Source organism: Salinispora fenicalii, from assembly GCF_000514815.1.
Lineage (GTDB): Bacteria > Actinomycetota > Actinomycetes > Mycobacteriales > Micromonosporaceae > Micromonospora > Micromonospora fenicalii.
The window spans coordinates 77,964-91,860 of record NZ_AZWQ01000026.1 but is presented as its reverse complement, the minus strand read 5'-3'; the positions used below and the strand labels follow the sequence as shown (position 1 = coordinate 91,860).

9 protein-coding genes are annotated in these 13,897 nt (G+C 70.2%); 6 read left to right on the top strand and 3 right to left on the bottom strand.

Annotated features, from left to right (window positions below):
* Positions 1 to 27: 27 nt before the first annotated feature.
* Together B116_RS0114820 and B116_RS0114815 are read right to left on the bottom strand one after the other, a co-directional pair.
* Entirely contained in the window at positions 28 to 600 is a 573-nt protein-coding gene (locus B116_RS0114820; protein WP_027660529.1) for a TetR/AcrR family transcriptional regulator, read from the bottom strand.
* Position 601: 1 nt separating this feature from the next.
* Positions 602 to 1,297 carry a type 1 glutamine amidotransferase domain-containing protein gene (locus tag B116_RS0114815; RefSeq protein ID WP_018723555.1) on the bottom strand — a complete coding sequence of 232 codons (696 nt, stop codon included), beginning with the start codon at positions 1,295 to 1,297 and terminating at the stop codon, positions 602 to 604.
* A 192-nt stretch (positions 1,298 to 1,489) separates the two neighbouring features.
* Here B116_RS0114815 and hrpA point away from each other — a divergent pair, with 192 nt between their 5' ends.
* Positions 1,490 to 5,509: an ATP-dependent RNA helicase HrpA gene (hrpA, locus tag B116_RS0114810; RefSeq protein ID WP_027660528.1), complete on the top strand. Its 4,020-nt coding sequence runs from the start codon at positions 1,490 to 1,492 to the stop codon at positions 5,507 to 5,509.
* Here the strand turns inward: hrpA and B116_RS0114805 are convergent.
* Positions 5,506 to 6,441, bottom strand: coding sequence for a LysR family transcriptional regulator (locus B116_RS0114805; RefSeq protein WP_018723553.1), 936 nt, complete (start codon positions 6,439 to 6,441; stop codon positions 5,506 to 5,508). The two genes, hrpA and B116_RS0114805, sit on opposite strands and share 4 nt — an antisense overlap.
* Before the next feature lie 80 nt (positions 6,442 to 6,521).
* Here B116_RS0114805 and B116_RS0114800 point away from each other — a divergent pair, with 80 nt between their 5' ends.
* From B116_RS0114800 to B116_RS0114780, 5 genes are all read left to right on the top strand, one after another.
* Positions 6,522 to 7,205: a succinate dehydrogenase cytochrome b subunit gene (locus B116_RS0114800; protein ID WP_082312814.1), complete on the top strand. Its 684-nt coding sequence runs from the start codon at positions 6,522 to 6,524 to the stop codon at positions 7,203 to 7,205.
* 2 nt (positions 7,206 to 7,207) lie between these two features.
* Positions 7,208 to 9,139 (top strand): fumarate reductase/succinate dehydrogenase flavoprotein subunit, encoded by a 1,932-nt coding sequence (locus B116_RS0114795; protein WP_027660527.1) that lies wholly within the window; start codon positions 7,208 to 7,210, stop codon positions 9,137 to 9,139.
* Positions 9,136 to 9,891, top strand: coding sequence for a succinate dehydrogenase/fumarate reductase iron-sulfur subunit (locus tag B116_RS0114790; protein ID WP_018723550.1), 756 nt, complete (start codon positions 9,136 to 9,138; stop codon positions 9,889 to 9,891). The genes B116_RS0114795 and B116_RS0114790 overlap by 4 nt, the downstream gene beginning before the upstream one ends.
* Before the next feature lie 252 nt (positions 9,892 to 10,143).
* Positions 10,144 to 11,301 (top strand): MBL fold metallo-hydrolase, encoded by a 1,158-nt coding sequence (locus tag B116_RS0114785; RefSeq protein WP_026321957.1) that lies wholly within the window; start codon positions 10,144 to 10,146, stop codon positions 11,299 to 11,301.
* 104 nt (positions 11,302 to 11,405) lie between these two features.
* Positions 11,406 to 13,838: a Tex family protein gene (locus B116_RS0114780; protein ID WP_027660526.1), complete on the top strand. Its 2,433-nt coding sequence runs from the start codon at positions 11,406 to 11,408 to the stop codon at positions 13,836 to 13,838.
* The last annotated feature ends 59 nt before the right edge of the window (positions 13,839 to 13,897 follow it).

Here is a 13,897-nt window from a genome sequence, read left to right as displayed (position 1 = left end):
CCGGGCGACGGGGCCAACGGGGTGCGCCTAACCAGTGGTGCTACTGACGTGACCGACCTGCTCGGCCGGGTGTAACAAACCGGGGACGAGCGCGCCCACGGCACGCCCCAGCAGACGCTGACCGTCCGGGGCCGTCTCCAGGCCGGAGACCAGGGCCACGCAGATCTCGGCTGCCGCGTCCGCGTCCGCCGCGCCCGCCTCGGCGAAAAGACCCGCCAACAGCTTCCGCAGCTCCGCGGTGAACTCGGTGCAGATCTCACCGAAGAGCCGGGCCTTGCTGTCCATGAGTTCAGCGGTGTGCGGCGAGTCCCCGATCAGGTGCAGAGACAGGTCAAGCTTGGCGGCCAGGACGCCCCGGATGCGCTGGGCATAGGGGGCGTCCTGACCGGCGGCCTGCTGCGCACTGGCCAGCGCCTGGGTGTGCAGGCGCCCGGCGAGTTGCCGGAACGCGTCGTCCTTGCCCCGAACGTACTGGTAGACGGCGGACCGGGAGACGCCCATCGCGGCGGCGATGTCATCCATCGTCGTCCGCCGTACGCCGTATCTGGTCAGGCAGGTGTAGGTGGCGTCGAGGACGTCGGAGAGCCGGCCACTGTCCATGTCAGCTCAGTTTAGCCAGCAGCTCCGTGGCGACCTGCTCGGAGGAGGCCGGGTTCTGCCCAGTGATCAGGTTGCCGTCGAGGACCACGTTCGGTGCCCACGCCTCGCCCTCCTGGACCTGCACGCCGATCTCGGTCAGTCGGTCCTGGAGCAGCCACTTGGCCTTGTCGGCCAAGCCGGCCTGGGCCTCCTCCACGTTGGTGAAGGCCGCCACCCGGCGACCGGCGAAGGCGTTGCCGCCATCGGCGGTCACCGCGGCGAGCAGCGCCGCCGGCCCGTGACAGACGATGCCGAGCGGCTTCTGCGCCTGCAGGGCGGCCACCAGCAGCCGACCGGAGTCCTGGTCGACAGCCAGGTCCTCCATCGGTCCGTGACCACCCGGGTAGAAGACAGCCTGGTAGTCGTCGAGGTTGACCTCCGCCAGGCGGATCGGCTTGCGCAGGCCCTCGAGGCCCTCCACGGCCTCGGTCATCCGGACCGCCCCCGCCGGGCCGCCGGTGAACTCCGGCAGCAGGCTACTGCGGTCCACCCGCGGCACCACTCCGCCCGGGGTAGCGATCACGACCTCGTGGCCGGCGCTGGTCAACATCTCGTGCGGAACCACGATCTCCTCGGCCCAGACACCGGTGGGATGCCGGGTGCCGTCAGCGAGCTCCCAGTGGTCCGCGCCGGTCACCACGAACAGGATCTTTGCCATTGATCAAGCCCTCCGTAGCTGGGCGGGCCCCAGCAGTCCGCCTCGAGACCCACCGTACAGACTGACGTTCTGTATACAAAATGACAGTTCGACTTTTGTCGTGCCAGCTCGCGGGTGATGCCGGGCAGCAACGGCCCAGCGGGGGATAACTCCGGGCAGACGATCACCCGGCTGCCTATCCTTGGCGACGACATGCAGAACGAAGTCGCCTCCACCCCGCCCGACCCCACCCGCGAGCTGCACCGCCGGCTACGCCCGCTGATGCTCCGTGACCAGCACCGTCTTCGACGGCGGCTGGACGGCGCACGCCGGATACCCGACCCGCAACGTCGGGAAACGACCCTGGCCGAGATCACGACGGATGTGGTCCGGGCCGAGGCACGGCTGGCGAGCCGGCAAGCCGCCGTACCCAAGATCACCTACCCGGCGATGCTGCCGGTCAGCGAGCGCCGGGACGAGATCGCCGCGGCGATCCGCGACCACCAGGTCGTGATCGTCGCTGGCGAGACCGGCTCCGGCAAGACCACCCAGCTACCCAAGATCTGCCTGGAACTGGGCCGCGGCGTCACCGGTCTAATCGGGCACACCCAGCCCCGCCGGCTCGCCGCCCGGACGGTCGCCGACCGCATCGCCGAAGAGCTCGGCACCGAACTGGGCGGGGTGGTCGGCTACCAGGTGCGCTTCGCCGACCAGGTCAGCGACCGAAGCCTGGTCAAGTTGATGACCGACGGCATCCTGCTCGCCGAGCTACAGCACGACCGGATGCTTCGCCAGTACGACACGATCATCGTTGACGAGGCGCACGAGCGAAGCCTCAACATCGACTTCATCCTCGGCTACCTGCGGCAGCTCCTCCCGCGCCGCCGGGACCTCAAGGTGATCATCACCTCGGCCACTATCGAGACCGATCGGTTCGCGCGACACTTCGCCGACGCCGACGGCAACCCGGCGCCGGTCGTCGAAGTGTCTGGGCGGACCTACCCCGTCGAGGTGCGGTACCGACCGCTGGTCGAGGTGAGCGAGGATGAGGACGACACCGACGAGGAGCAGGTTCGCGACCAGGTCCAGGCCATCGGGGACGCGGTGCAGGAGCTGGCCGCCGAAGGCCCCGGCGACATCTTGGTCTTCCTCTCCGGAGAGCGGGAGATCCGAGACACCGCCGACGCGCTCGGCAAGCTCGTCACACACCGACCAGCACTGCGCAACACCGAGATCCTGCCGCTGTACGCCCGCCTGAGCACCGCCGAGCAGCACCGCGTCTTCGCCCCGCACGCCGGCCGGCGGGTGGTGCTGGCCACCAACGTTGCGGAGACGTCGCTCACCGTGCCCGGCATCCGGTACGTGGTGGACCCCGGAACGGCGCGTATCTCCCGCTACTCGAACCGGCTCAAGGTGCAGCGGCTGCCCATCGAGCCGGTCTCGCAGGCCTCGGCCAACCAGCGCAAGGGCCGGTGCGGACGCACCTCGGACGGCATCTGCATCCGCCTCTACGACGAGCCGGACTTCCAGTCCCGACCCGAGTTCACCGACCCGGAGATCCTGCGGACCAACCTCGCCTCGGTCATCCTCCAGATGACCGCGATCGGGCTCGGCGACATCGCCGCGTTCCCCTTCATCGACCCACCGGACCGGCGCACCATCACCGACGGCGTCAACCTGCTGCACGAACTGGGTGCGCTGAACCCGGCCGAGACCGACCCGGCAAAACGGCTCACCCCGCTCGGCCGACGACTCGCCCAGCTGCCGGTCGACCCCCGGCTGGCCCGGATGGTGCTCGAGGGGGAGCGCAACGGATGCGCCACCGAGGTGGTCGTGATCGCGGCGGCGCTGTCGATCCAGGACCCCCGCGAACGGCCGGTCGACAAGCAGGCCCAGGCCGACCAGGCGCACGCCCGCTTCGCCGACCAGGAGTCGGACTTCGTGGCGTACCTCAACCTGTGGCGCTACCTGCGCGAGCAGCAGCGGGACCGGTCGTCCAGTGGATTCCGGCGGATGTGCCGGTCGGAGTACCTGAACTACCTGCGGGTGCGGGAGTGGCAGGACATCGTGAGCCAGCTCCGGCAGGTACTACGGACCCCGGAGCGGAGCCGGCGGCGGGGCGAGCCGGCCGCTGACGGCGGTGGACGACGCGGCGGCGGGGCGGACCTGCCGGAGGAGATCAACACCCCGAAGGTGCACCAGTCCCTGCTCGCCGGCCTCCTCTCCCACATCGGCCTGAAGGACACCCAGCGGTACGAGTACCTGGGTGCGCGGGGGGCGAAGTTCGGTCTCTTCCCCGGCTCCGCCCTGGCGAAGAAGCCGCCGCGCTGGGTGATGGCCGCCGAGCTGGTGGAGACCAGCCGGCTCTGGGGCCGGGTGAACGGTCGGATCGAGCCGGAGTGGGTCGAGCCGCTCGCCCAGCATCTGGTGAAGCGCAGCTACAGCGAGCCGCACTGGGAGAAGCGGCAGGCGGCGGTCATGGCCGTCGAGAAGGTGACGCTGTACGGCGTCCCGATCGTCACCTCCCGCAAGGTCAATTTCGGCCGGATCGACCCGGTGGTCAGCCGCGAACTGTTCATCCGCCATGCGCTGGTCGAGGGAGACTGGCAGACCCACCATCAGTTCTGGCGGGACAACCAGCGGCTGCTCAACGAGGTGACCGAGCTGGAGAACCGGGTCCGACGCCGGGACATCCTGGTCGACGACGAGACGATCTTCCAGTTCTACGACGAGCGGATCCCGGCCGAGGTGGTCTCCGGTCGGCACTTCGACGCCTGGTGGAAGCGGGAGCGCCGGCAGCGACCGGAGCTGCTGACCTTCACCCGGGAGCTGCTGGTCAACGCCGGTCGCGGTGGCGTGGACGGGGAGGGCTACCCCGACGAGTGGCGCACCGAAGGGGTACGCCTGCCACTGACCTACCGCTTCGACCCCGGCACGTCCAGCGACGGGGTCACGGTGGACATCCCGCTGCCGCTGCTCAACCAGGTGCCGGCGGAGAGCTTCCAGTGGCAGGTGCCGGGGCTCCGCGAGGAGCTGGTCATCGCGCTGATCCGCTCGCTACCCAAGGCGGTCCGGCGCAACTTCGTCCCGGTGCCCGACTATGCCCGGGCCGTGCTCGCCGAGCTACCGGCCTGCGAGGACGACCTGCTGGATGCCCTCACCCGGCAGCTGCGCCGAATGACCGGGGTCACCGTTCCCCGGGATGCCTGGGACCCGGCGAAGCTGCCGCCGCACCTGCGTGTCACCTTCCGGGTACTCGGCGAGGACGACCACCCGGTCGCCGAGAGCAAGGACCTGCCGGCGCTGCAACGCCAGCTCACCGCGGAGGTACGTCAGGTGGTGGCCGCCGCCGCCCCGGACGTGGCCCGCACCGGGCTGACCGACTGGGAGATCGGCGCCCTGCCCCGCACGGTCGAGCAGGTCCGGGCCGGGTACGCGGTCACCGCGTACCCGGCGCTGGTGGACGAGGGCGCCACGGTCGGGGTACGGGTCTTCGACTCTCCTGCCGAGCAGGAGGCCGCCCACTGGGCGGGGACCCGACGCCTGCTCCGGTTGACCGCGCCGTCCCCGGCGAAGTTTCTCCAGGGGCGGCTCTCCAACGAGGCGAAGCTGGCGCTCAGCCGCAATCCGCACGGGGGCGTGCCGGCGCTGATCGAGGACGCGGCCGGCGCGGCGCTCGACAAACTGATCGCCGACGCGGGCGGCCCGGCTTGGGACGCCGACGGTTTCGCCGCGCTGCGCGGTACGGTCCGCGCCGGTCTGGTGGAGACCGTCGTCGAGGTGATGGAGCGCGTCCGCGGGGTGCTCGCCGCCGGCTACGCGATCGAGCAACGCCTCGGCGCGACCCGAAACCTGGCGGTGGTGGCCGCGCTCGCCGATGTCCGCAGCCAGCTCACCGGCCTGATCCACCCGGGCTTCATCACCGAGGCCGGCTACGCCCGCCTACCCGATCTACGGCGCTACCTGACCGCGATCGAGCGCCGGTTGGACCGGCTCTCCGGCAACCCGGCCCGGGACAAGCAACAGCAGGACCGGATCGCGGTCGTGCAGCGGGAGTACGCGGACCTCCTCGCCGCGCTGTCGCCCGCGAAGCGGCGGACGGCGGCCGTCCGGCAGATCCGGTGGATGATCGAGGAGCTGCGGGTGAACGTCTTCGCTCAGGCGCTGGGGACCCGGTACCCGGTCAGCGAACAGCGCATCTACAAGGCCATGGACGCCGCCGAGGTGGCCTAGCGGGGTTCGAGACCGGACGGCAGGGCGGCGGTGGCGACCGCGTCGTCCACGTACTCGAGCAGGATGCGACGCAGCTCCCGGCCGGCATGGGTGGGGACGACATCCCGGCGGCGGGCGACCGCGATGGTCCGGCGCACGCCGGGTGCGGCGAGTCGGGTGACGTGGATTCCGGGCCGGCTGGCGACGACGCTGCCGGGCACCAGGGCGACCCCCAGCCCGGCTGCGACGAAGCTGAGCACGGAGTCCATCTCCCCGCCGTCCACCGAGATCCAGGGCTCGAAGCCGGCCTCTCGGCACGCCTGCAGGGTGGCGTCCCGCAGGTCGTACCCCTCCCGGAACATCACCAACGGCTGGCCGCGCAGGTCGGCGACGCGCATCGGGTACGCCGGCAGGGTGTCCGGCAGGGGCTCGACGCTGGCGACCACCAGGCTCTCGGTGAGGATCGCGTCGGTGCGCAGTCCGGGGTCGATGCCCTGGGCCGGTGCGATGATCAACGCCAGGTCCAGGTCGCCGCGGAGTAGGTGCCGGACCAGATCTTGGGAGCCGCCCTCCTCGACCCACAGGTCAACGGTCGGGTAAGCGTCGCGGAAGCGGCGCAGCACGGGCGGGGCCAGTGAGGTGGCCAGGCTGGGGGTCGCACCGAGGCGTACCCGGCCCCGCCGCAGGCCGACCAGTTCCTGCACCTCCCGGGTGGCGATCTCCACATCGGTGAGGATCCGTTTGGCGAACGGCAGCAGCACCTCACCGGCGGCGGTGAGCGCGATCTTTCCCCTTACCCGTTCGAAGAGCGGGGTGCCGAGTTCCGTCTCCAGAGCGTGAATTTGCTTACTCAACGAGGGCTGCGTTATACCAACAAGGTCGGCAGCTTGGGTGAAATGTCGTACTTCTGCGACCGCCGCGAAGTACCGAAGCTGATGGAGTTGCATCTTCATAGCCTATGGCTATGAAGACTGCGGAGTCGATGCATTGGACGACTGATCCGACTGCTCCTAGCGTCAGCCGTGTGGTAGTCATGTCACGAACTCGGTCGCCCATCCGCTCCACTGTCGGCCTCAAAGCCGTCATGGCGGTGACGGGCCTTGTCTTGGTGCTGTTCCTCGTCGCACACATGCTCGGCAACCTGAAGATCTTCACCGGTGCCGAGGATTTCGACCACTACGCGCACTGGCTGCGTGATCTCGGCACGCCGCTCCTCCCCTACGGCTGGTACCTGTGGTTGCAGCGGGGCGTCCTCCTGGTCGCGCTGGCCGGCCACATCTGGGCCGCGACCATGCTGGCGCTGCGCGCCCGCTCCGCCCGCCCGGTCCGGTACGCCCACCGCAAGAAGGTTCAGGGCAGCTACGCCGCCCGCACCATGCGCTGGGGTGGCGTGATCATCGCCCTCTTCGTGATTTACCACATCCTGGACCTGACCACCGGGCACCTGAACCCGATCGGCGACCCGAGCCGGCCGCAGGCCAACGTGGTCGCCGACTTCGCCCCCGAACGCTGGTACGTGACGCTGTTCTACACGCTCGCGGTCGTCGCCCTCGGCTTCCACCTGCGGCACGGCGCCTACAGCGCGCTCCGCAGCCTCGGCCAGCAGACGCCGCAGGGCGAACGACGGGCCCGGAGCCTCGCGCTGCTCTTCGCCGTCGCGCTCAGCGTCGGCTACCTGGTGGTCCCGTTCGCCGTACTCCTCGGATTGGTGCGTTGACCATGGATCTCTACACCGAAGGTAACCCGGTCACCGACACCCGGGCCCCGGACGGACCGATCGAGGGCCGCTGGGACAGTCGCCGGTTCGCCGCCAAGCTGGTCAACCCGGCCAACCGTCGCAAGCTGACGGTGATCGTCGTCGGCACCGGCCTGGCCGGTGGTTCGGCCGCCGCCACCCTCGCCGAGCAGGGCTACCGGGTCCGGTCCTACTGCTACCAGGACAGCCCGCGCCGGGCCCACTCGATCGCCGCGCAGGGCGGCATCAACGCGGCGAAGAACTACCGCAACGACGGCGACTCGGTGCACCGCCTCTTCTACGACACCGTCAAGGGCGGCGACTTCCGCTCCCGCGAGTCGAACGTGCACCGACTGGCCGAGGTATCGGTCAACATCATTGACCAGTGCGTCGCCCAGGGCGTCCCGTTCGCCCGCGAGTACGGCGGCCTGCTCGACACCCGCTCCTTCGGCGGCGCGCAGGTACAGCGCACCTTCTACGCCCGGGGCCAGACGGGTCAGCAGCTGCTGCTCGGGGCGTACCAGGCGCTGGAACGTCAGGTCGGCCTCGGCAACGTGGAGATGAACACCCGGCACGAGATGCTGGAGCTGATCGTCGTTGACGGCCGGGCCCGGGGGATCGTCGTCCGGGACCTGGTCACCGGCGAGATCACTACCGAGTTCGCCGACGCGGTCGTGCTCGCCTCCGGCGGCTACGGCAACGTCTTCTACCTCTCCACCAATGCCAAGGGCTGCAACGTCACCGCCACCTGGCGGGCGCACCGCCAGGGGGCGTACTTCGCCAACCCCTGCTACACGCAGATCCACCCGACCTGCATTCCGGTCTCCGGCGACCATCAGTCGAAGCTGACGCTGATGAGCGAGTCGCTGCGCAACGACGGCCGGGTCTGGGTGCCCAAGACCGAGGGTGACGACCGCGATCCGCGCGAGATCCCCGAGGACGAGCGGGACTACTACCTGGAGCGGATCTACCCCTCGTTCGGCAACCTGGTGCCCCGGGACATCGCCTCCCGCGCCGCCAAGAACGTCTGCGACGAGGGGCGCGGCGTCGGCCCGACCCGGCTCGGCGTCTACCTGGACTTCGCCGACGCGATCCAGCGGCTGGGCCGCAAGTCCATCGAGGCCAAGTACGGCAACCTCTTCGAGATGTACGAGCGGATCACCGGCGAGGACCCGTACGAGGTTCCGATGCGGATCTACCCGGCCGTGCACTACACGATGGGTGGGCTCTGGGTCGACTACGACCTCCAGGCGACCATCCCCGGCCTCTTCGTGATCGGCGAGGCGAACTTCTCCGACCATGGCGCGAACCGGCTGGGCGCCTCCGCGCTCATGCAGGGGCTCGCGGACGGCTACTTCGTGCTGCCGAACACCATCGCCAACTACCTCGCGGCCGGCCCGTTCGACAAGCTCGAATCCAGCCACCCGGCGGCGGTCGATGCCCGGCGCACCGTCGAGGATCGGATCAACCGACTCCTCTCCGTGAACGGCGACCGGACGGTGGACTCGTTCCACCGGGAACTGGGCCAGATCATGTGGGAGTACTGCGGCATGGAGCGCTCCGCCGCCGGCCTACGCAAGGCGGTTGACGAGATCCGCGCGCTGCGGGAGGAGTTCTGGCAACGGGTCCGGATTGTCGGCGACGCCGACGGGCTCAACCAGTCGTTGGAGAAGGCCGGCCGGGTGGCCGACTTCTTCGAGCTGGCCGAGCTGATGTGCATCGACGCCCTGCACCGCGAGGAGTCCTGCGGTGGCCACTTCCGCGCCGAGCACCAGAGCCCAGACGGCGAGGCCCAGCGCGACGATGAGCGGTTCGCGTACGTGGCGGCCTGGGAGTACGGCACCGAGCAGCCGGTGCTACACAAGGAAGACCTCAAGTTCGAGTACGTCCACCCCACGCAGCGGAGTTACAAGTGAACCTGACCCTACGCATCTGGCGCCAAACGGGCCCCGAGGACAAGGGTCGGATGGTGACCTACCAGGTCGAAGATGTTTCTCCGGACATGTCGTTCCTGGAGATGCTTGACGTACTCAACGAGCGTCTGACCCTCGCCGGTGAGGAGCCGGTGGCGTTCGACCACGACTGCCGTGAGGGCATCTGCGGCATGTGCGGCATGATGATCAACGGCAACGCGCACGGACCACAGCGCGGCACCACCGCCTGCCAGCTGCACATGCGGCAGTTCGCCGACGGCGACACGATCGACATCGAGCCGTGGCGGGCCCGGGCGTTCCCGGTCGTCAAAGACCTGGTGGTCAACCGCAACGCCTTCGACCAGATCATCGCGGGGGGTGGCTTCGTCACCGCCCCGACCGGCAGTGCACCGGAGGCGCACGCGGCGCCCGTGGCGAAGGCCGACGCGGACGCCGCCTTCGAGTCGGCTGCCTGCATCGGCTGCGGTGCCTGCGTCGCGGCCTGCCCGAACGGCTCTGGCATGCTCTTCACCGCCGCCAAGGTCACCCAGCTCTCGCTGCTGCCGCAGGGCCAGCCGGAGCGGTACACCCGGGTGATCGGCATGGTCGACTCGCACGACGACGCCGGCTTCGGCGGCTGCACCAACGCCGGGGAGTGCACCGTGGTCTGCCCCAAGGGCATCCCGCTGCACACCATCGGTCGGCTCAACCGCGACTACCTCGCGGCCACCGCCAAACACACCGGGCGCTCCTGACTGCGGCGCCGTCGGTTCAACCTCTCCGTTGCGGGTAGCCCCCTTCTCGAAAGCGAGAAGGGGGAGAGGAACCGACGGCGCTGATCCGGTAGGGCCGACGGCGCGAACGGGTCGAGTGCCCGACCGAGGTGGTCGGAACCCGGCCCGCCGCCGCCGGCAACGACCCGCGCCTGCACCGGTGCGGCTCGGGTCGCACCGGCGATGATCTCGCCGGGCCGGCGGGTACGGCGGAATCCAGTCGGAGGGACGGCGATGGGGGCACCAACGGAGCGGGGCCGTCAGCGCAGGACGGGTCGGCGGCTCGGCGCGGCGGTCGGGATGGCCGCACTGGCCGGCCTCGCCTGGGCCGTACGGGATGTCCCGCTGGCCCTCGGCGGCCGGCTGACCGGCGCACGGGCCGAGCGCGCCCTCCACTCGCCGCAGTTTCGGGCCGGCGCCTTTCGGAACCCGGCCAGCAGCCGTCCCGCCGCCAGCCCCACGACCGGCTCCACGGACCGGAACCTGCTCCGCGAGCTCTTCTTCGGCAAACAGCAGCGCCACCCGCGTCTGCCAGTGCCGTTGGTACGCCCGCTAGGTGCGCCGGAGCCGCCGACGCACTCGCCCGAGCTGAACGTGGTCTGGTACGGCCACGCCTCCACGCTGGTCGAGATCGAGGCCCACCGGGTGTTGATCGATCCGGTGTGGAGTCAGCGCTGCTCCCCCTCGGCCCGGGTCGGGCCCAAGCGGCTCCACCCGCCACCCGTCGGCCTCGATGAGTTGCCCGCGGTCGACGCGATCCTGATCTCCCACGACCACTACGACCATCTCGATCTCGCGACCGTACGGGGGCTGGTGGCGGGACAGGACGCACCGTTCGTGGTGCCCCTCGGGATCGGCGCCCACCTTCAGCGGTGGGGGGTTCCGGAGCACCGGATCGTGGAGCTGGACTGGTCGGAGAGTCACGACGTCGCCGGGTTACGGCTCACCGCCACCCCGGCTCAGCACTTCTCCGGACGTGGCCTGCGCCGGGACGCCACGCTCTGGAGCTCCTGGGTGATCGCCGGGGCGCACCGCAGCGTCTTCTACACCGGCGATTCCGGGTACTTCGCCGGCTACGCTGCCATTGGTGCTGGGTATGGGCCTTTTGATGCGACGTTGATGCAGATCGGCGCCTATGATCGCGCCTGGCGCGATATTCACATGTTCCCGGAGGAGGCGGTCACCGCCCACCTCGACCTGCGCGGCGGGCTGCTTATCCCGGTGCACTGGGCGACCTTCAACCTCGCCGTGCATGACTGGTCGGAGCCGGTGGACCGGCTCTGGGCCGAGACGAAGGCCCGGGACGTGCGGCTGGCGGTGCCCCGACCGGGACAGCGGGTGGTGGTTGACGACCCGCCGCCGGTAGACGGCTGGTGGCAGGCGGTCGCCTGAACGAAAAGGACAGCCCGAACCGCCGTACGGGACGGTGATTCCACCACCGCTGCGGTGGCCCGGCAGAATGCACGGGAAACCACTCCCGAAGGCGGATCGAGATCGTGACCCTCTCTGTTTCTCAGCGGATCGCCGAGGAGCTCGGCGTCGCCGAGCGCCAGGTACACGCAGCCGTGGAACTACTTGATGGCGGCGCGACCGTGCCGTTCATCGCCCGGTACCGCAAGGAGGCCACCGGCCTGCTCGACGACACCCAACTGCGCACCCTCGAAGAACGACTGCGCTACCTGCGCGAGTTGGACCAGCGGCGGGCCGCCATCCTGGAGTCGATCCGCAGCCAGGGCAAGCTCGACGAAGCCCTGACGGCACAGCTCATGGCCGCTGACTCGAAGTCCCGGCTGGAAGACATCTACCTGCCGTACAAGCCCAAGCGGCGAACCCGCGCACAGATCGCCCGCGAGGCCGGCCTGGAACCCCTCGCCGACACCCTGCTCGACGAGCCAGCCCAGGAGCCGCGGGCGACGGCCGCCGGGTTCGTCGACCCGGACCGGGGTGTCGCCGACGCCGCGGCCGCGCTCGACGGCGCCCGAGCCATCCTGGTCGAACGGTTCGCCGAGGACGCCGACCTGATTGGCACGCTGCGCGAGCAGATGTGGTCCCGGGGCCGACTGGTGTCCCGGGTACGCGACGGCCAGGCGACGACGGGCACCAAGTTCGCCGACTACTTCGACTTCGCCGAGCCGTACCCGAAACTGCCCTCGCACCGGGTCCTCGCCATGTTCCGCGGGGAGAAGGAGGGCGTGCTCGACCTGACGATGGAACCGGAGCCGGCGGAGGCCGCGGATTCGGCGACCACCGGCCCGACCCGGTATGAGACAGCCATCGCCGCCCGGTTCGGGGTCAGCGACCAGGGGCGGCCGGCCGACCGCTGGCTCTCGGACACGGTTCGCTGGTCCTGGCGTACCCGAATCCTTATCCACCTCGGCGCGGACCTGCGCCTGCGGTTGTGGCAGGCGGCCGAGGCGGAGGCGGTGCGAGTCTTCGCCACGAACCTGCGAGACCTGCTGCTGGCCGCCCCAGCCGGCACCCGGGCGACGATGGGGCTGGATCCCGGCCTGCGCACCGGGGTGAAGGTCGCCGTCGTTGACGCCACCGGCAAGGTGGTCGCCACCGACACCATCTACCCGCACGAACCGCGCCGGCAGTGGGACGCCTCGATCGAAACCCTCGCCCGGCTGGCCGCCGCGCACCAGGTGGAATTGGTGGCGATCGGTAACGGCACCGCGAGCCGGGAGACCGACCGGCTCGCCGGAGAGCTGATCCGGCGCCACCCCCAGCTGAACCTCACCAAGCTCGTCGTCTCCGAGGCTGGGGCCTCGGTCTATTCAGCATCCGCTTACGCGGCGCAGGAGCTGCCGGGCCTGGACGTGTCACTGCGGGGAGCAGCATCGATCGCCCGCCGGCTCCAGGACCCGCTCGCCGAGCTGGTCAAGATCGACCCGCGCTCGATCGGAGTTGGGCAGTACCAACACGACCTGTCCGAGGTGACCTTGTCCCGGTCCCTCGATGCCGTCGTCGAGGACTGCGTCAACGCGGTCGGGGTCGATGTCAACACCGCCTCCGCCCCGCTGCTGACCCGAGTCTCCGGCATCGGCGCCGGGTTGGCGGAGAACATCGTGCTGCACCGGGACGCCAACGGGCCGTTCCGGAACCGCAGCGACCTGCGGCAGGTCCCCCGGCTCGGCCCGAAGGCGTTCGAGCAGTGCGCCGGCTTCCTGCGCATCCCCGGTGGCGACGACCCGCTGGACTCCTCCAGCGTGCATCCCGAGGCGTACCCGGTGGTGCGGCGGATCCTCGCCGCTGTCCAGCAAGAGCTACCGGCGGTGATCGGCCGGAGTGCGATCCTGCGCGGGCTGCGGGCCACCGACTTCGTCGATGACACCTTCGGGCTGCCGACGGTCACCGACATCCTCGCCGAGTTGGAGAAGCCCGGCCGGGACCCGCGGCCGGAGTTCCGCACCGCCACCTTCGCCGAGGGCGTGGAGACGATCGCCGATCTGGTGCCCGGCCTGATCCTGGAGGGAGTGGTCACCAACGTGGCCGCCTTCGGCGCATTCGTGGACATCGGCGTGCACCAGGACGGCCTGGTGCACGTCTCAGCGATGTCCCGCGCCTTCGTCCGGGACCCGCACGAGGTGGTGAAGTCCGGTGACGTGGTGAAGGTCAAGGTCCTTGACGTGGATGTGCCGCGCAAGCGCATCTCGCTGACCCTGCGCCTGGACGACGACACCGAGGCCGCCCGCGGCGGCGGGCGGGGGCAGCAGCGGGGCCGCGGCGGCGACCGGGAAACCGGTGGCCGTTCCCAAGGTCGCGGCGGGCAGGGCGATCGGGGCGGCCAGGGCGATCGCTCCCAAGGTCGCGGCGGCCAGGGCGGTCGCTCCCAAGGTCGGGGCGGGCAGCCACGATCGGGACGTGGGGGCGGGGCCCCGGCCAACGATGCGATGGCGGATGCCCTACGCCGCGCCGGTCTCGCCTGAGCTCACCTGCGGCGACATCCAGGGATCCCGCGAACGGCTCCTCGAAGGCTTCCTCGCCT

Excerpts from the sequence above, each read along its gene's own strand:
- B116_RS0114820 (WP_027660529.1), bottom strand. The coding sequence starts at position 600 with ATGGACAGTGGCCGGCTCTCCGACGTCCTCGACGCCACCTACACCTGC.
- B116_RS0114795 (WP_027660527.1), top strand. The coding sequence starts at position 7,208 with ATGGATCTCTACACCGAAGGTAACCCGGTCACCGACACCCGGGCCCCG.
- B116_RS0114785 (WP_026321957.1), top strand. The coding sequence starts at position 10,144 with ATGGGGGCACCAACGGAGCGGGGCCGTCAGCGCAGGACGGGTCGGCGG.
- B116_RS0114805 (WP_018723553.1), bottom strand. The coding sequence starts at position 6,441 with ATGAAGATGCAACTCCATCAGCTTCGGTACTTCGCGGCGGTCGCAGAA.
- hrpA (WP_027660528.1), top strand. The coding sequence starts at position 1,490 with ATGCAGAACGAAGTCGCCTCCACCCCGCCCGACCCCACCCGCGAGCTG.
- B116_RS0114815 (WP_018723555.1), bottom strand. The coding sequence starts at position 1,297 with ATGGCAAAGATCCTGTTCGTGGTGACCGGCGCGGACCACTGGGAGCTC.
- B116_RS0114800 (WP_082312814.1), top strand. The coding sequence starts at position 6,522 with ATGTCACGAACTCGGTCGCCCATCCGCTCCACTGTCGGCCTCAAAGCC.